The following is a 22,812-nucleotide window of genomic DNA, read 5'->3' as shown; positions in this document are numbered from 1 at the left end:
CGGCGCACGGACCACCGTCATCGACGGCGCACGGACTACGCCTCGCGGCACAGAAGCAGCAGCGCCCTGTCGTCGTTGACGTCCTTCGCGACCGCTTCGATCAGATGCCAGGCGGCACCCTCGAACCCCGATGCCACATAGCGGTCGGCCTCGCCGGTGAGGCGGTCTATGCCCTCGCTGATGTCACGGCCCGACGCCTCCACCAGGCCGTCGGTGAAGAGCATCAGTACGTCGCCGGGACGCAGAGAGCCCTTGATCGGGTCGAACTGGGCGCCGTCGTAGACACCGAGCAGCGGGCCCTCGGTGTCCTTCTCCTCCCAGCGGCCGCTGCCCGCGTGCAGCTGGAGCGCGGGCAGATGGCCTGCCGACAGCAGCTCGTAGTCGCCGGAGTCCAGGTCCAGGACGAGATGGATGGAGGTCGCGAAGCCCTCGTCCCAGTCCTGGCGGAGCAGATAGCCGTTGGCCGCGGGCAGGAAGCCGTGGGACGGCAGCGAGCCGAGCAGACCTCCGAACGCGCCGGACAGCAGCAGCGCCCGGGACGCCGCGTCCATGCCCTTGCCGGAGACGTCGGTGAGGACGACCTCCAGGGTGCGGCCACCGTTCGTACGGGCTGCGACCACGAAGTCGCCGGAGAAGGACTGGCCGCCCGCCGGGCGCAGCGCCATCTCGTGGTGCCAGCCCTTCGGCAGCCGGGGCAGGGCGCTCTGGACCCGGATACGTTCGCGCAGGTCGAAGAGCATCGTTCCGCCACGTCGCCAGGGCACCCCGACGCGTGCCCGGAACTGGGCTATCAGCAGGCCGAAGAAGCCGCACGCCGCGACGGTCAGCACCGTGCCCGGGGTGACTCTCGCCGGGCCCTCGGTGTACGGGCCGAGCACGAACGACTCGACGATCAGCGCCGCCGCTGCCCCTGCGTACAGACCCAGCAGGCTCGCCGGGCGCAGCAGCAGACCCCCCGCCACGATCGGCAGGACCAGCGCCGCCGGGGAGACCCAGACGGGCATCACGATCGATCCCCACGTGAAGGCGGGGATCGTCAGAAGCAGCCCCGCCAGCGCGATCCAGTCGGAGCCGTCGCCGCGGAAGTAGTCGACCCCGGATTTGCGCAGCGCGATACGTGCCCGGTGCACCGCTTTCCGCAACCGGGCCGTGTACGAGTCTGCTGCAGAGCCGCGGGCCATTGCCGTGGACCCTATCCACCCGCTCGCCCTCCGTGCAGGGGGACCCCAGCGACAATGCGTTCGAAATCGGGTCGCCTCGGCGGCGCAGCCCTGGTAGGCATGGCATATGACGATCGAGCTGCGAGTGCTGCGTCCGTCCGAATGGAGCGACTGGTACGGGAAGTTGGAACGTGCCTTCGGCGGTGTGACGGAGAGCCCGGAGGAGCGAGAGCTGTATCACTCGCTGACCGAGCCCGAGCGCTCCATCGGTGCCTGGGACGGGGACGAGTGCATCGGGACCGCCGGGGCGTTCTCGTTCGGGGTCACGGTCCCGGGCGGCGCGATGGTGTCTGCCGCTGGCGTGACGATGGTCAGCGTGGCCGCGACGCACCGGCGGCGCGGGGTGCTCACCTCGATGATGCGGCGCCAGCTCGACGACGTACGCAGCGGGGACGAGCCGATCGCCGCACTGACGGCTTCCGAGCCGGAGATCTACGGACGGTTCGGCTACGGGATCGCGACCCAGCAGATGTCCGCGACGATCGACACCGTCCGGGGGCGGATCGGTCTCCCGGAGGGCGCGGACGCCGTCCGGCTGCGATTCGCGGACGTCGAGGCTGTCGCGCAGGAGTGCGAGGCGGTGTACGTACGCAGCATCGGCTCACGGCCGGGCATGCTCGCCCGTAAACCGGGCTGGGAGCGGCTGCCCCTGCTCGACCCGCCGGGCCAGCGGGACGGCGCATCGCCCTTGCAGTGCGTGGTCGCCGAGCGCGACGGCGAGATTGTCGGTTTCGTGCGCTTCCACAACAAGCCGGAGTGGGGGGCGGGCGGCCCGAAGGGCACCATCACGCTGCGGCACATCGAGGCGCTCGACCCGGTGACGTACGCCGTGCTGTGGCGCTTCCTCTTCGACATCGACCTGACCGTGCAGGTGGTGACACGCAACCGGCCCGTGGACGACCCGCTGCTGCATCTCGTCAATGACGTGCGGCGCTGCGAGGTGCGGGTGCGGGACAGCATGTTCGTACGGCTGGTGGAGCTCGGGGCCGCCCTGGAGGCGCGTACGTACCAGACGCCGGTGGATGTCGTCTTCGACGTCACCGACGACTTCTGTCCGTGGAACGCCGGGCGCTGGCGGCTGACCGGCGACCACAAGGGCGCGTCCTGCAAGCGGACCGAGGACGACGCGGATCTTGCGCTGTCCGTACGGGAGTTGGGCTCGGCGTATCTGGGCGGGATCTCGCTGGCGGCGCTGGCGGGGGCGGGGCGGGTTCAGGAGCTGCGGCCGGGGGCGCTGGCAGAGGCGTCGGTGGCCTTCGCCTCGGACATCGCCCCCTGGTTGCCGCACGGCTTCTAGGTCCTGTCTGGTCGATCAGGCCGGATGAGGGAGCGGGGTCTGGCGTGGTGCATCGCAAGGCGGAGGAAGGAGCCGACGCGGAGCGTCGGCGACTGACGACAACGCAGCGAGGTGCCGTGCCAGGGCACGCGAGCCCGGCACGATCGACCGGACAGGGCCTAGTGCGTCAGGCCCGCTGGCAGACCGGGCACCAGAAGAGATTGCGTGCGGCGAGACCGGCGGTGCGGATCTCGCCGCCGCAGACATGGCAGGGCAGGTGTGCCCGGCGGTAGACGTAGACCTCGCCGCCGTGGTCGTCGACGCGCGGCGGGCGGCCCATGGCCTCGGGGGTGTGTTCAGGGCGGACGGTGTCGATGCGGTTGTTGCGTACGCCCTCGCGCATCAGCTCGACGAGGTCCGCCCAGATCGCGGTCCACTCGTCGTGGGTGAGGTCCTTGCCTGCGCGGTAGGGGTCGATCCCGTGCCGGAAGAGGACCTCGGCGCGGTAGACATTGCCGACGCCCGCGATGATCTTCTGGTCCATGAGCAGCGCGGCGACGGTGGTCCTGGAGCGGGAGACACGAGCCCAGGCACGGTCAGGATCGTCAGTGGGGCGGAGCGGGTCGGGGCCCAGGCGCTCGTGTATCGCCTGCTTCTCGCCGCCGGTGATCAGGGCGCAGGCGGTGGGGCCGCGCAGATCGACGTACGCCGTGGGGCCGGCGAGGCGCAGCCGCACCGTGTCGGTCGGCGGCGGCGCGGGCGCGTCACCGAAGTTGACCTTGCCGAAGAGGCCGAGATGGATATGGACCCAGCCGAGCGGGCCGAAGCCGAGGAAGAGGTGCTTGCCGTGCGCCTCGGTGCTCTCGAGCTCCTGGCCGTCGAGCAGCGCCGCGCTGTCGGAGAACTTCCCCTGCGGGCTGGTCGCCCGCACAGGCCGGCCGCCGAACCTCTCGAAGTGGTCGGCGGCCAGTCGGTGGATCGTATGACCCTCGGGCACGCTCAGCCCTGCTGCGGGTGGTGCGCCGGGATCGGGGGAAGCTCGCCGGTCTCCTCGTACGCCGAGAGCATCTCGATGCGGCGGGTGTGACGCTCCTCACCCGAGTACGGGGTGGAGAGGAAGATCTCGACGAACTTCACCGACTCCTCGAGCGTGTGCATCCGGCCGCCGATGGAGACGACGTTCGCGTTGTTGTGCTCACGTCCGAGCGCGGCGGTCTGCTCGCTCCAGGCGAGTGCGGCGCGCACTCCCTTGACCTTGTTGGCGGCGATCTGCTCGCCATTGCCGGAGCCGCCGATCACGATGCCGAGGCTGTCCGGGTCGGCGGCCGTCTTCTCCGCGGCACGCAGGCAGAACGGGGGGTAGTCGTCCTGGGCGTCGTAGATGTGGGGACCGCAGTCGACGGGCTCGTGGCCGTGGGCCGTGAGCCACTCGACGAGGTGGTTCTTGAGTTCGAAGCCGGCATGGTCGGAGCCGAGGTACACGCGCATGGTCCGAGTGTGGCACGCGGGCATCTGGGTAGCGGTGACCGGGGTCAGGCCCTGTCAGGGTCGCAGGCTTCCGCTTATCTCCCGGACCTAACGATCCGGAGACGGGACTTCACACATCTGGAGTCAGGGGTTTGAATGCGGTGGCTCGTGACCCGAGTGCACTCAAACCTAAGGATTCGTCCATGACCTCGCAGCAGACCCTCACGAAGGAAGGCGAGCAGGCCGGTACGCCCGGTAAGCCGCAGTCCTCCGACGGTCTCCAGGCCGGACTCAAGAACCGGCACCTGTCCATGATCGCCATCGGCGGTGTGATCGGGGCCGGCCTGTTCGTCGGCTCCAGTTCCGGCATCGCCGCGGCTGGTCCCGCCATCCTTCTGTCGTACGCACTCGTGGGCGCGCTGGTCGTCTTCGTGATGCGGATGCTGGGCGAGATGGCAGCTGCCAACCCGACATCGGGCTCGTTCTCCGCCTACGCGGACCGCGCGCTCGGCCGCTGGGCCGGGTTCTCCATCGGCTGGCTCTACTGGTTCTTCTGGGTCGTGGTGCTGGCGGTCGAGGCGACAGCCGGCGCGAAGATCCTCGAAAGCTGGGTCCCGGCGGTCCCGCAGTGGGGCTGGGCGCTGATCGTGATGCTGGTGCTGACGGCGACGAACCTCGTGTCGGTGTCGTCGTACGGCGAGTTCGAGTTCTGGTTCGCGGGCATCAAGGTCGTGGCGATCGGCGCGTTCGTGGTGATCGGTCTGCTGGCCGTCTTCGGTGTGCTGCCGGGCTCCGACAACCCGGGCGCGGGCTTCGCGCATCTGACGGACGCCGGCGGATTCCTGCCGAACGGCGCGGGCGCGATTCTGACCGGTGTGCTGATGGTCGTCTTCTCCTTCATGGGCAGCGAGATCGTGACCCTCGCGGCGGGCGAGTCCGAGGACCCGCAGCGCGCGGTCACCAAGGCGACGAACAGCGTGATCTGGCGGATCGGCGTCTTCTACCTGGGCTCCATCTTTGTGGTGCTGACGCTGCTGCCGTGGAACGACAAGTCGATCCTCGACAAGGGCTCGTACGTCGCGGCCCTGGACTCGATCGGCATCGCGCACGCCGGGCAGATCATGAACGTGATCGTGCTGACGGCAGTCCTGTCGTGTCTCAACTCCGGGCTGTACACGGCATCCCGTATGGCCTTCTCGCTGGGTCGGCGCGGCGATGCGCCGAAGGCCTTCGCCCGGACGAACTCGCGTGGCGTGCCGCAGGCGGCGATCCTCGGCTCTGTCGTCTTCGGCTTCCTCGCCGTCTTCTTCAACTACAAGTGGCCCGACACGGTCTTCGCGTTCCTGCTGAACTCGTCCGGTGCCGTCGCGCTGTTCGTGTGGCTGGTCATCTGCGTCACGCAGCTGCGGATGCGCGGGATCATCCTGCGCGAGTCGCCGGACAAGCTCATCGTGCGGATGTGGCTCTTCCCGTATCTGACGTGGCTGACGATCGCGATGATCGCGTTCGTACTGGGCTACATGGTCTACGACGGCGGTGACGCGCGGGAGCAGGTGCTGCTGTCACTGCTGGTGGCGGCGCTGGTGATCGCGATAGCGGTCGTCCGGCAGCTGCTCGGCAAGGGCGGCGCCGGTGCTGATGCCGGTGCGGTTGCCGACGCCGATCAGAGTGGCGGGAAGGACTCGGTCCCCTCTTCCTAGGTGGTCACGACCTCGCCCTGAGATCGCCGCCTCGTGCCAGTGCGCACGAGGCGGCGATTTCTTGTTTCCCGTCGGGCGAAAACCTGACGGGCGATATCAGGATTTGCGGGCAGACTCCGGATCCACCGGCATCAGCCCCGGCGGTCGATGAGCTTCCAGGCCGCGGGCAGCGCGCCCATTGCCAGCGCCGCCTTCAGCGCGTCGCCGATCAGGAACGGGGTCAGACCGGCGGCGACGGCCTGAGGCAGCGTCATACTGGTGGCCAGCGCGAGATACGGGACACCGACCGCGTAAATGATCAGGGAGCCGGCCACCATCGCGCCCGCGGTGCGCAGCACCGAGCGGTCGGCACCGCGGCGCGCGAGGGCGCCGACGACCGTGGCCGCGAGCAGCATGCCGAGGATGTAGCCGAAGGACGGCATCCCGTAGCCCGAAGTGGCCTGCGCGAACCAGGGCACGCCCGCCATACCCGCCACCGCGTAGAGCGCGAGGGAGAGGAAACCGCGGCGGGCGCCGAGCGCGGTTCCGACGAGGAGGGCCGCGAAGGTCTGGCCGGAGACGGGGACCGGGGAGCCGGGGACCGGGACGGCGATCTGGGCCGCGAGGCCGGTGAGCGCGGCGCCGCCGAGGACGAGCGCGATGTCCTTCGTACGGGATGCGGGCAGCAGGTCGGCGAGGACCACTCCGGGGCGGGACGTGACGGAAGCAGTACTCATCGGGACTCCGCTGAGGTGAGGACGGGTTGGGGACACCGCGACGCTAACCCAGGGGGAATCGGTTGATCACCGTCAGCCGCCGACAAAGCCCGGCTCCGCAGCTTGGTGGGGAACGCACAAAGTCGGCTCGTCATACGCGAGTTGGCGTGACGCTTGTCACTGAGGTCGGGCACGGTCAGCCTGTTTTGCATCCAGGGGCCGGTGTTGGCGACACTGTGGGGTCCCACCAAATGACCGGGGAGCGCGACCATTCGGCACGCGTGAGGATGTGTTCACCAGGTGTGAGCATCGTGCCCGTATAGCGGACATGCGTTCCATGTAAGCGGTACACGCACCCAGACTGTGGTCCGCCTCCCCGTCTCAGCTACTGAACAGGGCACGCCCATGTCTCGGACCTCCGCGCCCGCGCCCGTCGACCAGCAGGCCGACGCTCCGCTCTCGCACGGACTCAAGCAACGCCATCTCTCGATGATCGCCCTCGGCGGCGTCATCGGAGCCGGACTCTTCGTCGGATCCGGCGCGGGCATTGCCGCGGCCGGCCCGTCGATCGTCATCGCCTATGCGACGTCCGGCCTTCTCGTCATGCTGGTGATGCGCATGCTCGGCGAGATGTCGGCGGCCAACCCGGCATCCGGCTCCTTCTCGGTGCACGCCGAGCGGGCGATCGGCCCCTGGGCGGGATTCACGGCGGGCTGGGCGTTCTGGTTCCTGCTCTGCGTGGCCGTCGGCCTCGAAGGCATCGGCGCGGCGAAGATCATGACGAGCTGGCTGCCCGGTACTCCCGAGTGGGCCTGGGTCGCCCTGTTCATGCTGGTGTTCTGCGGCACCAACCTGGCGGCGGTGAAGAACTTCGGCGAGTTCGAGTTCTGGTTCGCGGCGCTCAAGGTCGGCGCGATCACCCTGTTCCTGGGTATCGGCGTGCTGGCGATCCTCGGCATCCTGCCCGGCACCGACGCCCCCGGCACCGCCAACCTCACCGGCGACGGCGGCTTCATGCCGCACGGCACGGAGGGTCTGGTCGTCGGACTGCTCGCCTCCGTCTTCGCGTACGGCGGTCTGGAGACGGTCACCATCGCGGCGGCCGAGTCCGAACACCCCGTCCAGGGCGTCGCCAAGGCCGTGCGCACCGCGATGTGGCGTATCGCCGTCTTCTACATCGGCTCGATGGCGGTCATCGTCACGCTGGTCCCGTGGGGCGACCCGAACGTCGTCGCGAAGGGCCCGTACGTCGCGACCCTCGACCACCTGGACATCCCCGCGGCCGGTCAGATCATGAACGTCGTCGTGCTGGTGGCCCTGCTCTCGGCGATGAACGCCAACGTCTACGGCGCCTCCCGCATGGCCTGCTCACTGGTCGCCCGCGGCCAGGGCCCGAAGGCGCTCGGCCGGACCTTCAGCGGAGTGCCGCGTACCGCGGTGCTGGTGTCGTCCGTCTTCGGCTTCCTGTGCGTGCTGCTCAGCTACTGGCGGCCCAACGACGTCTTCATGTGGCTGCTCAACATGATCGGCGCGATCATCCTGGTGGTCTGGATCTTCATCGCGGTCTCGCAGCTGGTGCTGCGCCGTCGGACCGAGCGCGAGGACCCGTCGAAGCTCGTCGTCAGGATGTGGCTCTACCCGGCGCTGACGTGGGTCGCGCTTGCCGGGATGGTGGCGGTGTTCGTGCTGATGGCGCGGGAGCCGGATACGCGGAAGCAGCTGTACTTCACGGGTGGGCTGACGCTGGCGCTGGCGGCCGTCGGGTACGTACGGCAGGTCCTGGCCCGTAAGGCCGCGGCAACAGACTGAGCTTTCCCTGCGCGCAGCATCCGACCCCCGGGCCACCGCCCGGGGGTCTTCCGCGTTCGGGGGACCCGGAGACCTAGGGCCTGTCGTTTGGATCAGGCCGGATCAGCGAGCGGCCCGCCGCGGAGCAGCTGATGTCACTGCGGTGCGTGCGATCGCAAGGCGGAGGAAGGAGCCGACGCGGAGCGTCGGCGACCGACGACAACGCAGCGTGGGGGCACCTCCCGTGCCCGAAGGGCTACGGGGGAGTGCGTGCCAGAGCACGCGAGCCCGGCAAGATCAGAACGACAGGCCCTAGGACCAACGCCTGATCACGACCCGGCCCTGCTGCTGCTAGCGTGCACTTGCATAAGATGTGCAATAAGCAGCCGGAGGGACCGGACAGACATGGCCATTTACACGCTTCCCGAACTTCCTTTTGACTACGCGGCGCTCGAACCGGTCATCAACCCGCAGATCATCGAGCTCCACCACGACAAGCACCACGCGGCCTACGTCAAGGGCGCCAACGACACCCTGGAGCAGCTCGAAGAGGCCCGCGACAAGGAAGCCTGGGGCGCGATCAACGGCCTTGAGAAGAACCTCGCGTTCCATCTCTCCGGCCACATCCTGCACTCGATCTACTGGCACAACATGACGGGCGACGGCGGTGGCGAGCCGCTGGAGAAGGACGGCGTCGGCGAGCTCGCGGACGCGATCGCCGAGTCCTTCGGGTCCTTCGCCAAGTTCAAGTCCCAGCTGACCAAGGCCTCCGCCACCACCCAGGGTTCGGGCTGGGGCGTACTCGCGTACGAGCCGGTCAGCCGCCGCCTGATCGTCGAGCAGGTCTACGACCACCAGGGCAACGTCGGCCAGGGCTCGGTCCCGATCCTGGTCTTCGACGCCTGGGAGCACGCCTTCTACCTTCAGTACAAGAACCAGAAGGTGGACTTCATCGAGGCGATGTGGCAGGTCGTCAACTGGCAGGACGTGGCGAAGCGTTACGCCGAGGCCAAGGAGCGCACCCCGCTCATCACCCCGTGAACCGGGGAATCTGAAGCGTCCTGCTCGTGATCGTCTTCTCAACCTTCACGTGCGGGCGGAATAACGAAGGACCCCCGCGAGGACGTGACTCGCGGGGGTCCTTCCCCCTTTTGCGCCTGAACCGGCGCCGCTCTCGCGGACCTGGTTGCTCGCCGCCGGGGTTCCTCAATTGAGGGTTGCGGTGCGTCTGAGTAATCAGCCGAAGCTTGGCCCTGCAGTGCGGGTGCGCTTGATCTCGTAGAAGCCGGGGATCGAGGCGACCATCAGCGTGCCGTCCCAGAGCTGCGCCGCCTGCTCGCCCTTCGGGGCGGGCGTGACCACCGGGCCGAAGAACGCGATCTGTTCGCCGTCCGAGCCCGGGACCGCGATGACCGGGGTGCCGACCTCCTGGCCGACCTTGTCGATGCCCTCCTTGTGGGAGGCGCGCAGTTCGGTGTCATACACGTCGGAGTCGGCGTACTCGATCAGCTCGGCCGGGAGGCCGGCCTCCTCGAGCGCGCCCACTATGGCCTCGCGGGTCGCGCCCTCGCCGCGGTTGTGGAAGCGGGTGCCGAGCGCGGTGTAGAGCTTGCCGAGCACCTCGTCGCCGTGCTTCTGCTGCGCGGCGATGACCACCCGGACCGGGCCCCATGCCTGCTTCAGGCCCTCGCGGTACTCCTCGGGGAGCTCGTCGAGCTTCGGCTCGTTCAGGACGGCAAGGCTCATCACATGCCAGCGGACCTCAACGTTGCGGACCTTCTCCACCTCGAGCATCCAGCGCGAGGTCATCCAGGCCCAGGGGCACAGGGGGTCGAACCAGAAGTCGACGGGGGTCTTGCCGGTCTGGCCGTTCTCGGACATGTCTCTCCTCATAAGGACGTCACGTGTGCCTCGAAACGGCAACGCCGATGGTCGCCGGACGATTCCCGGACGCACCCCGCGCCGGTGCCCATGGGAGGATCGGTGCTGTTCGAACGAGACACGAAGGAGTGCCCGTGCCCGGTGAGAATCTGTCCCGCGACGAGGCCCGACGACGGGCCGAGCTGGTGTCCGTCGACGGGTACGAGGTTGCCCTCGATCTGCGTTCCGCGGTCGGGGAGGCCCCGGAGGGCTCCGGGCCGCGCTCCTTCCGTTCGGTGACGACGATCCGTTTCCGCTGTACGGAGCCGGGGGCATCGACCTTCGCGGATCTGCTGGCGCCCTCCGTGACGGCCGTCACGCTGAACGGCGAGAAGCTGGACGCGGCCGCGGTCTTCGACGGCTCGCGGATCGCGCTGGACGGTCTGGCCACGGACAACGTGCTGGTCGTGGACGCACAGTGCGCGTACAGCCGTACCGGCGAGGGGCTGCACCGCTTCGTCGACCCGGAGGACGGCGAGGTCTACCTCTACACGCAGTACGAGCCGGCCGACGCCCGCCGTGTCTTCGTCACCTTCGAACAGCCGGACCTCAAGGCACCGTTCAGCTTCGAGGTGACCGCACCGGAGGGCTGGACCGCCTGGAGCAACGGCGCGGGCGCGCGGGACGCGGACGGTGTGTGGCGCTTCGCGGAGACGGAGCCGATCTCCTCGTACATCACGGCCGTCGTGGCCGGTCCGTACCACTACGAGACCGATCTCTACACGCGCACCTTCGACGACGGGACGACGCTGGAGATCCCGCTCGGCGCGATGTGCCGCAAGGGGCTCGCCAGGCACTTCGACGCGGACGACATCTTCCTGGTGACGAAGCAGGGACTGGACTTCTTCCACGACCACTTCGACTACCCGTACCCCTTCGGGAAGTACGACCAGGCGTTCGTGCCGGAGTACAACATCGGGGCGATGGAGAACCCGGGCTGTGTGACCTTCCGCGAGGAGTTCATCTTCCGCGGGAAGGTGACGCAGGCGTCGTACGAGCGCCGGGCGAACGTCATCCTGCACGAGATGGCGCACATGTGGTTCGGCGATCTGGTCACCATGGTGTGGTGGGACGACCTGTGGCTGAAGGAGTCCTTCGCGGACTTCATGGGCACCTTCTCGATGGTCGGGGCGACCCGCTTCACCAACGGCTGGATCACCTTCGCCAACAACCGCAAGTCGTGGGCGTACCGCGCGGACCAACTGCCGTCGACGCATCCGATCACGGCCGACATCCGTGACCTGGAGGACGCCAAGCTGAACTTCGACGGGATCACGTACGCGAAGGGCGCCTCCGTGCTGAAGCAGCTGGTCGCGTACGTCGGCCAGGACGCCTTCCTGGAGGGCGCCCGGCGCTACTTCAAGCGGCATGAGTACGGGAACACGCGGCTCGGGGATCTGCTGGCGGTCCTCGAGGAGACGTCCGGGCGGGACTTGGCCGCCTGGTCGCGGTCCTGGCTGGAGACGGCGGGGGTCAACTCCCTGACTCCGGTGGTCACTTACGACGCGGGCGACCGGATCACCGAGCTCGCGGTGCTGCAGGACGGCGATGAGCCAAGGCCGCACCGGGTTGGGGTCGGCCTCTACCGCAACGAGGTGGGCGCGCTGGTGCGTTACGCCCGGGCCGAGGTGGACGTCGAAGGTCTGCGCACCGTGGTGTCCGAACTGACAGGCGCCGAACGCCCCGACCTGATCCTGGTCAACGACGAGGATCTGACGTACTGCAAGATCCGCTTCGACGAGGGCTCGCTGGCGACTCTGCGGGATCACCTCGGCGACATCACGGACCCGCTGGCGCGGGCCCTGTGCTGGTCGGCGCTGTGGAATCTGACGCGGGACGCGCTGATGCCCGCGCGGGACTTCATCGCCCTGGTGCTGCGGTTCGCGGGACGGGGGTCGGACATCGGTGTGCTGCAGATGCTGCAGACGTGGGCCCGCTCGGCGCTGGAGCACTACGCCGCGCCCGCATGGCGCGAGGAGGGCGGGCGGCTGCTCGCGGAGGGGGCGCTGCGGGAGATGCGGCTGGCCGAGCCGGGCAGCCAGCACCAGCTGACGTGGGCGCGGTTCTTTGCGACGACGGCCTCATCGGCGGCCGATCTACAGCTGCTGCAGGGCCTGTTGGAGGGTACGGCGAAGATCGACGGCCTGGACGTGGACCAGGAGCTGCGGTGGGCGTTCGTGGAGCCGCTGGCGTCGCACGGGGTGGTGGACGAGTCCTTCATCGCGGCGGAACTGGCCCGCGACGACACGGCCTCCGGCAAGCGCCACCAGGTCCGCTGCCTGGCGGCACGCCCGTCCGCGGCGGTCAAGGACCAGGCGTGGGCGCAGGTCGTCGAGTCGGACTCGCTGTCCAACGCGCTGGTGGAGGCGACGATTTCGGGCTTCGTGCAGGCGGGGCAGCGGGAGCTGCTGGCGCCGTACGCGTCGAAATACTTCGAAGCGATCGAGCGCGTGTGGGAGGAGCGGTCGATCCAGATCGGCATGGACGTGGTGAAGGGCCTGTTCCCGGGCCTCCAGGACAACGAGGCGACGCTGGCGGCGACGGACGCGTGGCTTGCGGCGCATGAGGATGCGGCGCCGGCGCTGAGGCGGTTGGTGCGGGAGTCGCGTGACGACCTGGCGAGGGGGTTGCGGGCGCAGGAGTGCGACGCGGGGGCGTCGGCCTGACGTACCGGGGGCCGGATGCCTGCGGCCCTGTTCCCCTACCCGCCCCTTCCCGAACTGGGGCAAGCCCCAGACCCCGTATGCGACCTTCGGCCGCATGTCCTCAAACGCCGGACGGGCTGAAATTCAGCCCCTCCGGCGTTTGAGGAGCGGGGTCCGGGGCGGACCCGGTCAGGGCCGGGCGCGGCCTCGTCTGATCGGCAGTCGAACGCTCGTACTTTAGGACGGTGTTGTCCTGAATTGTCGACGAGTGTGTAACAGCGGTTAGCTCCCCGGCCCCCCGCGGGCATCCCCGTCGCATGAACCACAACACCCCGCTCTCCCCCCTCCCCCACAGCCACCTCTCGGACGTCCAGCGCCGCGTCCTGTCCTCCGCGCAGTTGCGGGCGCACGGTGTGTCCACCGCGCGGACCACCGCGCAGTGCCGGCCGGGTGGGCCCTGGCAGTTGCTGCTGCCGGGTGTTTTTCTGCTGCACCCCGGTCCGCCCACCAGCGAGGAGCGGCTGCACGGCGCCCTCCTGTACGCCGGGCGCCCCGTCATTCCCGCGCAGGGCAAGACCGGCACGGCGCCCGGCTACGGCGAAGCCATGGTCACCGGGCTCGCCGCCCTCGCCCTGCATCAGTTCTCCTCGGCCCCGCCCCTCCTCTCCCTCGACCGGATCGACGTCCTGGTGCCCCGCACCCGGCGGCTGCGGTCGACCGGATGCGCCCGGCTCGTACGTGCGCACGTGCTGCCCAGACCGGAAGAGATCACCGGCGTGCCTGTTGCGCCCGTGCCCCGCGCCATCGCGGACGCCGTCGCGCAGCTCGCCGACGCCAATGCCGTACGCCGGCTGCTCACCGAGGCCGTACGCGGCGGGCACTGCGAACCCGCCGCAGTCGTCAAGGAGTTGAACAGCGCGCGGCTGCTGAACCGCCCCCACGTCGTCGACGCCGTCGACTCGCTGCTCGCCGAGGGGCGGGCGCTGGCCGAGGACCGGCTGTACGCGCTGGTGCGCGAGCACGGGCTGCCCGACCCCGTCTGGAACGTGGACCTGCGCCTCCCCGGCGGCCCCCACCTCGGCGGTGTCGACGCCTACTGGCCCGAGCAGGCCGTCGCCGTCGAGCTGGACACCCGGGCCCCCCGTCACGACGAGGACGCCCTCTGGTCGGAGTACGCCCGCAAGCGCGAGCATCTGGAGCGCCTCGGCATCACCGTCGTACACATCACTCCGCGCAAGCTGCGGGAGGCGCCGGAGCAGCAGGCAACCGTCGTACGCACCGCCCTGATGGCGGCGGTGGACCGCGACCCGGCCGCCTATGTCGTGGTGCTCCCGCGCTGAGCGGTCAGGCGGTCACGGGCCGTCGGTCACCCGGTCAGCCGCAGAACTCCGCCTCCACGACCGCCCAACTGTCCCCCGACCAGTCGCCGTTGAAGTTCATCGCCAGCGAGTGGCTCCCGTCCCGCGTGGTGAGCGCTTCGGACGACGAACCGTGGATCCCGCCCCCGTGTCCCCAGACGTCCTTGCCGCAGCTCGTCTTGATCTGCATCAGGCCGAGGCCGTACCGCTTGTCCTGATCCTTCGGGTCCATCGGGACGGTCGTGGTCATCTCCCACAGCTGCTCGCGCGGCAGCAACCCGCCCTTCAGCAGCGCCCGGTAGAAGCGCTGCAGATCGGCGTTGTCGGAGACCATCTCACCGGCCGACCCGGCGACCGACGGGTTCAGTTCGGTCACGTCGTGGACCTTCGCCTTCGGGTCCTGCGACAGTTTCGAGTACGCCCGGCCGCTGGGGCGCGGCATCCGCGGGTCCGTCCCGGGCACGGAGGTGGCGTGCAGGGAGAGCGGGCGCAGGATCCGGCGTCCGATCTCGGATCCGTACGGACGTCCCGTGACCTTCTCCACGATCATCCCAGCGAGGATGAAGTTGGTGTTGGAGTAGTGCCAGCCCGCACCGGGCGCGAAGTAGGGCTCGTGCCCCACCGCGAGCCCCACCAACTGCCGCGGGGTCCAGGTGTCGTAGCGGTGCTGGAAGAAGCCGTCGCCGAAAACCTGCTCCGCGAAGCCCTGGTCCTCGGTGTAGTTGTAGATCCCGCTGGTGTGGTTGAGCAGTTGCCTCAGGGTGATCCGGCGTCCGTCGTGGCCGTTGCCGCGCACCACGCCGGGGAGCCAGTGGTCGACGGTGTCGTCCAGGCTCAGTCTGCCTTCGGCCTCCAGCTGGAGCACGACGGTGGCGACGAAGGTCTTGGTGATGGATCCGACGCGGTAGCGGTCCTGCGGCAGACGTTCGCGCCCGGTCTGCAGGTTCGCGACGCCGGCCGTGCCGTTCCAGGTGCCGTTGCGGTCGCGTGCCTGGGCGACGACTCCGGGCACCCCGTCGCGGACGGCGGCCTCGATCGCCCGCTGAGTGCCCCGGTGGTCAGTGCCGTGGCTCGTGCCCGTCCCGCTGTCCGCGGCGGCGGGGCTCACCAGCGCGCCGGTGGCCAGGGCCGCCACCGCCACCGCTCCTGTCAACGCCGTCCGGACCGTGCGTACTGAACGTCCTGCCATCTCAGTCTCCTGTCTCCGACTGCGGTCGCAGGACAGGACTCGGGCGGCGTGCACGGCGTTGCCCGGGGCAGAAGGGTTGAGCGGCTATCGGCCAGTCCCGGAGATCCGGCCCACCGGGGGCCTGGAGCGCCACAACTCCAGGCCGATGTCGACGAGTTCGACCCGCTCCAGGCCGGTCACCGAGGCGAGCGGATGCCAGGCGGCGAGGTCGGTCGACCCGTTCGTCTCGTGGCGCAGTTCGCCGCCGGTGACCCGGCCTTCGTACACGATGCGCAGCCCCTGGAAGTCGGCGAACGCACCGAGTCTGCGGGGGTACTGGCGGCGGATGGTGTCGAGGCCGAGCAGCGCGGTCATCTCCGAGGCGTAGCCCGTCTCTTCCTCGACCTCACGCACGACGGTGTCGAGGGGGTCCTCCCCGTGGTCCATGCCGCCGCCGGGCAGCGTCCACTTCTTGGCTCCGTCGCGCGCCACCCAGCGGGCGAGCAGAATCTGTTCCTCCCGTACGCAGACGGCGTAGGCCGCAACCCTCAACTCCCTGTTCCGCAACTGCTTGTTCATGCGGTGAGGGTAGACGTACGCCCAAGATCCCTACTCCAGGGGCGGGTTGGCGGGAGAGTACTCGGGCGCCGACCAGCGCAGCGGACTGGCCGCCTCGGTCTCGACGACCTTCTCGACTGCGAACCGGACGGTGCGGCCTGTGCCGGAGTACTCGGTGTGCGCGGTGCCGGTGAGCTGGAGCGTGGTGCCGGTGCTCCAGTCGAGGAAGAGCAGTCCGGCGCGCGGATCGGTCTCGAGATTGCCCAGTGTCAGGAACATCGCGTTGCCGGGATAGTCCTGCCAGCCGAGCGTGGTGGGCGACGTGACCTGTACGAAGCCGGGGTTGCCGCCACGGTGGCTGGCATCGACGCCGTCGGCCGTGCCGGTGGCGATGAAGAAGGTGTCGGCGGCGCGGATGAACTCCTGCTGGCCGGGCGTGAGTTGCCCACTGCGCCGACCCGCACCGGTCGTGTCCCCGTCGCTGCCCGGGTCGGCGGTGTACAGCTCGCGCTTCTGCAGATACTTCGGGCAGTTGGCGAAGACCCGCTCGGCCTCGATCGCAAGACCGCGGGCGGACGGGCGGACCGTTCCGCCCATGCGCATCCGGCGGCGGGTGCGCGGGTCCAGAGCGATCGCGCCGACGGGCGTCTCACCGGCGCCGAGGACACCGGCGAGCGGGTCGCCCTGATGCACGCCGCCGGCGACCGAGGCGGAGTGCGGCCCCGTGGCCCGTACGAAACCGGGCTCACCGGTCAGCAGCGAGGCCCACATCCGGCCGTCGCCGTCCGCCGCGGCGAGGACCAGCATGGGCTGGAGCCCGAGGAAGGCGGCGGCTACCGGCTTGATGCCCTGGCCTATGGACCGTCCGACGTGCGCGGCCTGATCGCGTACGCCGACGCGGTCCTGCACGGCGAGCGAGCCGTGGTGGTACGGAGCCCGGTACGGGTCCAACGGGTCCACAGGAGCCAACTCCTCTAGAAGAAGCCGCAGGTGGGCGCGGCTGCTGTCGGCGCGGGGGCACCCTCGGCGCCGGTGGGGGCGTAGATCTCCAGCCTGGTGCCGTCCGGGTCGTGGAAGAAGATCCCGCCGGAGGCCGCGCCCTCGCCGTGGGCGACCACGCCCTCGTAGGCGAAGTCGACGCCGAGGGTCTTCAGGCGCGTCTCGGCGGCGCGGACCTGCTCGATGGATTCCGTCTCGAAGGCGAGGTGGTGCAGCCCGGCGAGAGCGGGGGCATAGGCACCGTCCGCCTGCTGCCAGAGCGTGAGGACCAGCTGCCCGTCCCGGCCGAGAAAGGCATAGCGACGGCCCTCCTCCTTGCCCTGGCCGAGCACGTCGAATCCGAGGGCGTCCCCGTAGAAGGGGAGCGAGCGGTCGAGGTCGGTGACATTGAGGCCTATATGGCCGGTACGCAGAGTGCTGGTCGCCGTCATGGCACACCTCTCGGGCGTTGGAAGATCGATACGAGCTAACCTCTCACTTTGACTTTAAGGGTTAGAGCAAAGAAGCGCAACCAGTCACGTACCCTTGAGGGGTTAGTCGCGAGAGGAGTCCAGGAATGCCCGCCATGTCCGACCCACGGCCGCTGACCGGCGAGCCGGTCTCCCTCGATCTGCTCAACACCCGCTGGATGCACGACGGCGAACACCAGGACCTGCTGACCGGCGTCGACGGACTGCACGTCTGGCTGACGGCCAACGGCCTCGCCGACCGGTTCACCGCCGACACGGCCACCCTGAAGCGGACACTGATCGCCCGCGAGGCGCTCGCAGCCCTCGCCGACAGCCCCGGCGACGCCGCCGCGGCCGCGCGCGTCGACGAGGTGCTCGACCACGGGCGCATTCGCGCCACTCTCGGCACCGAAGGCCCGGGCGAGCGGGCGGAGTTCACCGACCCGGCCTGGGGCCCGGGCTGGATCGCCGCCCGCGGCCATCTCGATCTGCTGCGCACCGCGCCCGACCGCATCCGCGCCTGCGCGCACGAGGCCTGCGTCCTGCACTTCTTCGACACCTCGCGGAACGGCACCCGGCGCTGGTGCTCGATGTCGGCGTGCGGCAACCGCGCGAAGGCGTCGCGGCACTACGCCCGCAACCGCGAGGGCTGACCTACCGGGCTCACCCCGGAGCCTGCGCTTCAGATGCGCCGGGACCCTCGTGGCGCATTGATCGCAGTGGCGGGTTTCCGCCATGACCACATCACGCCTCGGCCAACCCTCCACAAACCCCTGTCACTTACGAAAGGCTGAGCGGTCATCCGGCACCGTATTCCGGACCCTCTCTTTCACAAGCAGGGATGCTGATGACCCCCGAATCCCAGAGCCCCCTATCCGGGCGCTCCGTACCAGGTCACAGACGCGCGGCCCGCATCGCGGCCGCCGCATCGATAGTGGCCGCGCTGGTGGCCGCGGGCACCGTACCGGCCTTCTCCGCCGCGCCCGCCGACGATCCGGGCACCGCCGCCGGTGTCAAGGCTGCCTCGACCTCCGACAAGCTCGGTTCGGCCGACGAAGAACTTCTCGCCCAGGCCGAGGCCAAGGGCGAGAAGAGCGTCACCGTCATGGTCGCCACCGCTCCGGGCGCGACCGAGCAGGTCGCCGGACAGCTCGACGCCGTCGAGGGCGCCGTGGTCGGCAAGACGTACGACCAGCTCGGCTATGTGCGGGCCACCCTCCCCACCGGCAAGGCACAGGCCGCGCTCAAGGCGGCCGCCAAGCTCTCCAGCGTTCACGGCATCGACCTCAAGCACGAGGTCAAGCTGGACGACCCGACCCCGGCCGCCGATGCCGCCAAGTCCGCGGGCACCGCTGCCGCGCAGGCGACGAAGTACCCGGCGCCCGGCAAGGCCACCCCGGCGAAGAACCCGTACAACCCGTCCTTCGAGACCGGCGCGGTCGACTTCGTCAAGGAACACCCCAAGGCCGACGGCCGCGGGGTGACCATCGGCATCCTCGACTCCGGCATCGACCTCGGTCACCCGGCGCTGCAGAAGACCACCACCGGTGAGCGCAAGATCGTCGACTGGGTCACCGCGACCGACCCGGTGGCGGACGGCGACGGCACCTGGCGCCGGATGTCGCTCGATGTCAGCGGCCCGACGTTCACCGTCAACGGCCGTACGTACTCTGCCCCTGCGGGCGCGTACAAGTTCAACCTCTTCGCCGAGGCCGCCACCAAGGGCGGCGACATGGCCGGTGACCTCAACCGGGACGGCGACACCACCGACGTCTGGGGCGTGCTGTACGACGCGGGCACCCGCACCGCGCGTATCGACCTCGACAACGACGGCAACTTCGCCAACGACACCGTCATGAAGCCGTACAAGAACGGCTTCCAGGTCGGCTACTTCGGCACCGACAACCCGGCCACCGAGGTCGTCGAGCGCATCCCGTTCGTCATCGAGGTCCGCAAGGACGTCGTCTACAACGCCGCGGGCGCCAAGGCCGACTACGTCAACATCGGCGTCATCGAGGGCGAGCACGGCACGCACGTCGCCGGTATCACCGCGGCCAACAGCCTCTTCGGCGGCAGGATGAACGGCGCGGCGCCCGGCGCCAAGCTGGTCTCCTCGCGCGCCTGCACCTGGAGCGGCGGCTGCACCAACATCGCGCTCACCGAGGGCATGGCCGACCTGGTCATCAACCGCGGCGTGGACATCGTCAACATGTCCATCGGCGGTCTGCCCGCGCTGAACGACGGCAACAACGCCCGCGCGGAGCTCTACACCCGCCTCATCGACACCTACGGTGTCCAGCTGGTCATCTCGGCCGGCAACGAGGGTCCGGGCACCAACACCATCGGCGACCCGGGCCTCGCCGACAAGGTCATCTCCGTCGGCGCCGCCATCTCCAAGGAGACCTGGGCGTCCAACTACGGATCCGAGGTGACGAAGAAGTACGCGATGCTGCCCTTCTCGTCCCGCGGACCGCGCGAGGACGGCGGCTTCGCGCCGATCATCACCGCGCCCGGCGCCTCCATCAACACCACCCAGACCTGGCTGCCCGGCAGCCCGGTCGCGGAGGCGGGCTACCCGCTCCCGGCCGGCTACTCCATGCTGCAGGGCACCTCGATGTCCTCGCCGCAGGCCGCGGGCGCGAGCGCGCTGCTGCTCTCCGCCGCCAAGCAACGGCACATCGAGCTGACCCCGGCGAAGCTGCGCACGGCGCTCACCAGCACCGCGCACCGTATCCCCGGAGTGCAGGCGATTGAGCAGGGCTCCGGCCTGATCAACATCGTGGACGCCTGGGACGCCATCGAGGACGGTGCCACCGCCCACGAGTACAGCGTCAAGGCCCCGGTCGACACCGCGATCGACTTCGCGCTGAAGACACCCGGCTTCGGCACCGGCCTCTACGACCGCGAGGGCGGTCTGAAGACCGGCCAGAAGAAGTCCTACGACGTCGTCATCACGCGGACGACCGGCCCGGACCGCCCCGTGCGGCACGAGCTGGACTGGAAGTACAACGACGGCACCTTCGACCTGCCCGGCTCCGGCGCGGTCACGCTGCCGCTGAACACGCCGGTCACCGTCAAGGTCGACGCCAGGCCCGGCTCGGCCGGTGTCCACAGCGCCATCCTCGAGGTGGACGACGAGCGCACCGAGGGCATCGACAAGCAGATCCTCGCCACCGTGGTCGTCTCCAAGGAGCTGGCGAAGCCCGAGTACACCTTCTCGGCGTCCGGCTCGGTCCAGCGCAACAGCCACAAGTCGTACTTCGTCACGGTGCCGGAGGGCGCGAAGAACCTCGAGGTCGCCCTCGGCGGTCTGGCCGCGAACAGCCAGACCCGGTTCATCGGCATCCACCCGTACGGCGTGGGAGTCGACGACAGTTCGACGATCTTCTGCTACCCGAACTACAACAATCCGGCGAACACCTGCCGTCCGGACTTGCGCTCGTACGCCGAGCCGACGCCGGGCGTCTGGGAGATCGAGGTCGAGTCGCGGCGTACGTCTCCGCTGCTCGACAACCCGTACAAGCTGGACGTCAGCCTGCTGGGCGCCTCCTTCGACCCGGCCGTCAAGACGCTCCCCGAGGCGAAGGTCGGCACGCCGGCCGCCGTCGAGTGGAAGGTCACCAACGGCTTCGCCGCGATCGACGGCAAGCTCGCGGCCGGTTCGCTCGGCTCGGCGAAGGTCACCCGTCCGTCCATCAAGAACGGTGAGTCGCAGGAGTCGACGGTCACCGTCGGTGAGGGCGTCGAGCGTCTCGACGTCGCCATCGGCGGGGTCTCCGACACCGGCGCCGACCTGGACCTGTCGGTCTACCTGAACAACGTGCTGGTCGGCCAGTCCGCGGACGGCGACTCGGAGGAGGCGGTGAGCCTGCTCAAGCCGGCCGCCGGCACCTACACGATCGTCGTCGACGGTTACTCCGTCCCGGCCGGGACCACCGAGTACAACTACCGCGATGTGTACTTCGCGGCGGCGCTCGGCTCGGTCAAGGTCGACTCGACGAAGGCAGTCAAGCTCGCCAACGGTGCGTCGGCGCAGGTCAGCGCCGAGGTGCTGGTGGGTGGCGCGGCTCCCGAGGGACGTCAGTTCTTCGGCGAGGTGCAGCTGCTGAACGGCCGCGGAACGGTCGCGGGCTCCGGCAGTGTCGTGATCGAGAAGGTCACTCCGTAGCGGTATCGAGTGACCCGAAAGGGGCGGGCGTCCATGCCGGACGCCCGCCCCTTTCATATGCCGGACAATGGATTGGACAAGAAGACCCGGGTCATACGCATGATGGGCAGGCTGCCCGCGTCACACGCAAAGACAGAAGGAGTCACCGTGAGGGTCGGAATCGTCGGAGCCACCGGTCAGGTCGGCGGAGTCATGCTCAAGATCCTCGCCGAGCGCAAGTTCCCGGTCGACGAGCTCCGCCTCTTCGCCTCCGCGCGGTCCGCGGGCTCCGCCCTCACGTGGCAGGACCAGGAGATCACCATCGAGGACGCGTCCACGGCCGACTACTCCGGTCTGGACATCGTGCTCTTCTCCGCCGGCGGCGCGACCTCCAGGGCGCTCGCCGAGAAGGTCGCCGCGCAGGGCGCCGTCGTGATCGACAACTCCTCGGCCTGGCGCCGCGACCCCGAGGTGCCGCTGGTCGTCTCCGAGGTCAACGCGCACGCGATCAAGGACCGGCCAAAGGGCATCATCGCCAACCCGAACTGCACGACGATGGCCGCGATGCCGGTGCTGCGCCCGCTCCACGAGGAGGCCGGGCTGACCGCGATGGTCGCCACGACATACCAGGCCGTATCGGGCTCCGGCCTCGCGGGCGTGGCCGAGCTGCGGACGCAGGCGTGCGCGGTGGCCGAGCAGGCCGACCAGCTCGCCTTCGACGGTGACGCCGTCGAATTCCCCGAGCCCGGCGTCTACAAGCGCCCTATCGCCTTCAACGTGCTGCCGCTCGCGGGGTCGATCGTCGATGACGGCTCCTTCGAGACGGACGAGGAGCAGAAGCTCCGCAACGAGTCCCGCAAGATCCTGGAGATCCCGGAGCTCAAGGTCTCCGGCACGTGTGTCCGAGTGCCGGTCTTCTCGGGCCACTCGCTTCAGGTGAACGCGCGCTTCGAGCGCCCGGTCTCCGTGGAGCGTGCGTACGAGCTGCTGAAGAGTGCGCCGGGGGTTGAGCTCTCGGAGATCCCGACGCCGTTGCAGGCGGCGGGCAAGGACGCGTCGTACGTGGGCCGGATCCGGGTGGACGAGACGGTCGAGAACGGCCTCGCGCTGTTCCTGTCGAACGACAACCTTCGCAAGGGCGCGGCGCTGAACGCGGTCCAGATCGCAGAACTGGTGGCGGACGAGCTCCTCGGCTAGGTCCTGTCCGGTCGATCAGGCCGGATCAGTGAGCGGGTCTGGCGATGGGGGCACCTCCCGTGCCCGAAGGGCTACGGGGGAGTGCCGTGCCAGGGCACGCGAGCCCGACAAGACCGGCCGGACAGGGCCTAGCGCGGCCCTTCGTGGAGCGGGGCACCGTCCGGCGGGGCCGCGCCGCCCGGTCAGTCGCCGAGGTGGTCCGTGAGCACGCAGCCCTCGACGAGC

General features: G+C 69.4%; 18 protein-coding genes. 9 read left to right on the top strand and 9 right to left on the bottom strand.

Annotated features, from left to right (window positions below; translation table 11 throughout):
- Positions 1-35 precede the first annotated feature (35 nt).
- Positions 36-1,181 (bottom strand): PP2C family protein-serine/threonine phosphatase, encoded by a 1,146-nt coding sequence (locus ABZS64_RS18825; RefSeq protein ID WP_355830425.1) that lies wholly within the window; start codon positions 1,179-1,181, stop codon positions 36-38.
- A gap of 106 nt (positions 1,182-1,287) precedes the next feature.
- On the opposite strand from ABZS64_RS18825, the gene ABZS64_RS18820 reads away from it, so the two are divergent.
- Complete coding sequence (locus tag ABZS64_RS18820) at positions 1,288-2,517, top strand: GNAT family N-acetyltransferase (RefSeq protein ID WP_355830423.1); 1,230 nt, start codon at positions 1,288-1,290, stop codon at positions 2,515-2,517.
- Positions 2,518-2,683: 166 nt separating this feature from the next.
- On the opposite strand, the gene ABZS64_RS18815 is transcribed toward ABZS64_RS18820, so the two are convergent.
- Positions 2,684-3,493, bottom strand: coding sequence for a DNA-formamidopyrimidine glycosylase family protein (locus ABZS64_RS18815; RefSeq protein ID WP_355830420.1), 810 nt, complete (start codon positions 3,491-3,493; stop codon positions 2,684-2,686).
- A gap of 2 nt (positions 3,494-3,495) precedes the next feature.
- Entirely contained in the window at positions 3,496-3,984 is a 489-nt protein-coding gene (locus ABZS64_RS18810) for a ribose-5-phosphate isomerase (protein WP_355830418.1), read from the bottom strand.
- A 182-nt stretch (positions 3,985-4,166) separates the two neighbouring features.
- Between ABZS64_RS18810 and ABZS64_RS18805 the strand changes: the two genes are divergently transcribed.
- Positions 4,167-5,663 (top strand): amino acid permease, encoded by a 1,497-nt coding sequence (locus tag ABZS64_RS18805; protein ID WP_355830416.1) that lies wholly within the window; start codon positions 4,167-4,169, stop codon positions 5,661-5,663.
- A 131-nt stretch (positions 5,664-5,794) separates the two neighbouring features.
- Here ABZS64_RS18805 and ABZS64_RS18800 read toward each other — a convergent pair whose 3' ends face one another.
- Positions 5,795-6,379: a biotin transporter BioY gene (locus tag ABZS64_RS18800; protein ID WP_355830414.1), complete on the bottom strand. Its 585-nt coding sequence runs from the start codon at positions 6,377-6,379 to the stop codon at positions 5,795-5,797.
- A gap of 384 nt (positions 6,380-6,763) precedes the next feature.
- Between ABZS64_RS18800 and ABZS64_RS18795 the strand changes: the two genes are divergently transcribed.
- Both ABZS64_RS18795 and ABZS64_RS18790 read left to right on the top strand, forming a co-directional pair.
- Complete coding sequence (locus ABZS64_RS18795) at positions 6,764-8,167, top strand: amino acid permease (RefSeq protein ID WP_355830411.1); 1,404 nt, start codon at positions 6,764-6,766, stop codon at positions 8,165-8,167.
- 384 nt (positions 8,168-8,551) lie between these two features.
- A complete protein-coding gene (locus tag ABZS64_RS18790; RefSeq protein WP_355830408.1) occupies positions 8,552-9,187 on the top strand; it encodes a superoxide dismutase in 636 nt (211 codons plus the stop codon).
- A gap of 195 nt (positions 9,188-9,382) precedes the next feature.
- On the opposite strand, the gene ABZS64_RS18785 is transcribed toward ABZS64_RS18790, so the two are convergent.
- Positions 9,383-10,027 (bottom strand): DsbA family protein, encoded by a 645-nt coding sequence (locus ABZS64_RS18785; protein WP_355830405.1) that lies wholly within the window; start codon positions 10,025-10,027, stop codon positions 9,383-9,385.
- A 134-nt stretch (positions 10,028-10,161) separates the two neighbouring features.
- Between ABZS64_RS18785 and pepN the strand changes: the two genes are divergently transcribed.
- Together pepN and ABZS64_RS18775 are read left to right on the top strand one after the other, a co-directional pair.
- On the top strand, positions 10,162-12,732 hold the full coding sequence (gene pepN, locus ABZS64_RS18780; protein WP_355830402.1) for an aminopeptidase N: 2,571 nt from the start codon (positions 10,162-10,164) through the stop codon (positions 12,730-12,732).
- Positions 12,733-13,028: 296 nt separating this feature from the next.
- Positions 13,029-14,051: a hypothetical protein gene (locus ABZS64_RS18775; RefSeq protein WP_355830400.1), complete on the top strand. Its 1,023-nt coding sequence runs from the start codon at positions 13,029-13,031 to the stop codon at positions 14,049-14,051.
- A gap of 34 nt (positions 14,052-14,085) precedes the next feature.
- On the opposite strand, the gene ABZS64_RS18770 is transcribed toward ABZS64_RS18775, so the two are convergent.
- The 4 genes from ABZS64_RS18770 to ABZS64_RS18755 form a co-directional block, all read right to left on the bottom strand.
- Complete coding sequence (locus ABZS64_RS18770) at positions 14,086-15,258, bottom strand: serine hydrolase (RefSeq protein ID WP_355830397.1); 1,173 nt, start codon at positions 15,256-15,258, stop codon at positions 14,086-14,088.
- A gap of 84 nt (positions 15,259-15,342) precedes the next feature.
- The gene (locus ABZS64_RS18765) at positions 15,343-15,816 is read right to left on the bottom strand and encodes an NUDIX hydrolase (RefSeq protein ID WP_355830394.1); all 474 of its coding nucleotides are present in this window, start codon (positions 15,814-15,816) and stop codon (positions 15,343-15,345) included.
- A gap of 30 nt (positions 15,817-15,846) precedes the next feature.
- Positions 15,847-16,755 carry a pyridoxamine 5'-phosphate oxidase family protein gene (locus ABZS64_RS18760; protein ID WP_355830391.1) on the bottom strand — a complete coding sequence of 303 codons (909 nt, stop codon included), beginning with the start codon at positions 16,753-16,755 and terminating at the stop codon, positions 15,847-15,849.
- A gap of 14 nt (positions 16,756-16,769) precedes the next feature.
- Positions 16,770-17,225 carry a VOC family protein gene (locus ABZS64_RS18755; protein WP_355830388.1) on the bottom strand — a complete coding sequence of 152 codons (456 nt, stop codon included), beginning with the start codon at positions 17,223-17,225 and terminating at the stop codon, positions 16,770-16,772.
- 125 nt (positions 17,226-17,350) lie between these two features.
- Between ABZS64_RS18755 and ABZS64_RS18750 the strand changes: the two genes are divergently transcribed.
- The 3 genes from ABZS64_RS18750 (at position 17,351) to ABZS64_RS18740 (ending at position 22,587) form a co-directional block, all read left to right on the top strand.
- Positions 17,351-17,896, top strand: a complete 546-nt coding sequence (locus ABZS64_RS18750) for a CGNR zinc finger domain-containing protein (protein ID WP_355830385.1) — start codon at positions 17,351-17,353, stop codon at positions 17,894-17,896.
- Between the two features lie 188 nt (positions 17,897-18,084).
- A complete protein-coding gene (locus ABZS64_RS18745) occupies positions 18,085-21,411 on the top strand; it encodes a S8 family serine peptidase (protein WP_355830383.1) in 3,327 nt (1,108 codons plus the stop codon).
- 147 nt (positions 21,412-21,558) lie between these two features.
- A complete protein-coding gene (locus ABZS64_RS18740) occupies positions 21,559-22,587 on the top strand; it encodes an aspartate-semialdehyde dehydrogenase (protein WP_355830380.1) in 1,029 nt (342 codons plus the stop codon).
- Positions 22,588-22,812 lie beyond the last annotated feature (225 nt).

It is taken from the genome of Streptomyces sp. NPDC005408 (assembly GCF_040606445.1).
GTDB lineage: Bacteria > Actinomycetota > Actinomycetes > Streptomycetales > Streptomycetaceae > Streptomyces.
Note: the sequence above shows the minus strand (reverse complement) of the source record. Positions and strands in the feature narration are given on the sequence as shown.

Excerpts from the sequence above, each read along its gene's own strand:
- ABZS64_RS18825 (WP_355830425.1), bottom strand. The coding sequence starts at position 1,181 with ATGGCCCGCGGCTCTGCAGCAGACTCGTACACGGCCCGGTTGCGGAAA.
- ABZS64_RS18820 (WP_355830423.1), top strand. The coding sequence starts at position 1,288 with ATGACGATCGAGCTGCGAGTGCTGCGTCCGTCCGAATGGAGCGACTGG.
- ABZS64_RS18810 (WP_355830418.1), bottom strand. The coding sequence starts at position 3,984 with ATGCGCGTGTACCTCGGCTCCGACCATGCCGGCTTCGAACTCAAGAAC.
- ABZS64_RS18805 (WP_355830416.1), top strand. The coding sequence starts at position 4,167 with ATGACCTCGCAGCAGACCCTCACGAAGGAAGGCGAGCAGGCCGGTACG.
- ABZS64_RS18800 (WP_355830414.1), bottom strand. The coding sequence starts at position 6,379 with ATGAGTACTGCTTCCGTCACGTCCCGCCCCGGAGTGGTCCTCGCCGAC.
- ABZS64_RS18795 (WP_355830411.1), top strand. The coding sequence starts at position 6,764 with ATGTCTCGGACCTCCGCGCCCGCGCCCGTCGACCAGCAGGCCGACGCT.
- ABZS64_RS18790 (WP_355830408.1), top strand. The coding sequence starts at position 8,552 with ATGGCCATTTACACGCTTCCCGAACTTCCTTTTGACTACGCGGCGCTC.
- ABZS64_RS18785 (WP_355830405.1), bottom strand. The coding sequence starts at position 10,027 with ATGTCCGAGAACGGCCAGACCGGCAAGACCCCCGTCGACTTCTGGTTC.
- ABZS64_RS18775 (WP_355830400.1), top strand. The coding sequence starts at position 13,029 with ATGAACCACAACACCCCGCTCTCCCCCCTCCCCCACAGCCACCTCTCG.
- ABZS64_RS18770 (WP_355830397.1), bottom strand. The coding sequence starts at position 15,258 with ATGGCAGGACGTTCAGTACGCACGGTCCGGACGGCGTTGACAGGAGCG.
- ABZS64_RS18765 (WP_355830394.1), bottom strand. The coding sequence starts at position 15,816 with ATGAACAAGCAGTTGCGGAACAGGGAGTTGAGGGTTGCGGCCTACGCC.
- ABZS64_RS18755 (WP_355830388.1), bottom strand. The coding sequence starts at position 17,225 with ATGACGGCGACCAGCACTCTGCGTACCGGCCATATAGGCCTCAATGTC.
- ABZS64_RS18750 (WP_355830385.1), top strand. The coding sequence starts at position 17,351 with ATGCCCGCCATGTCCGACCCACGGCCGCTGACCGGCGAGCCGGTCTCC.
- ABZS64_RS18745 (WP_355830383.1), top strand. The coding sequence starts at position 18,085 with ATGCTGATGACCCCCGAATCCCAGAGCCCCCTATCCGGGCGCTCCGTA.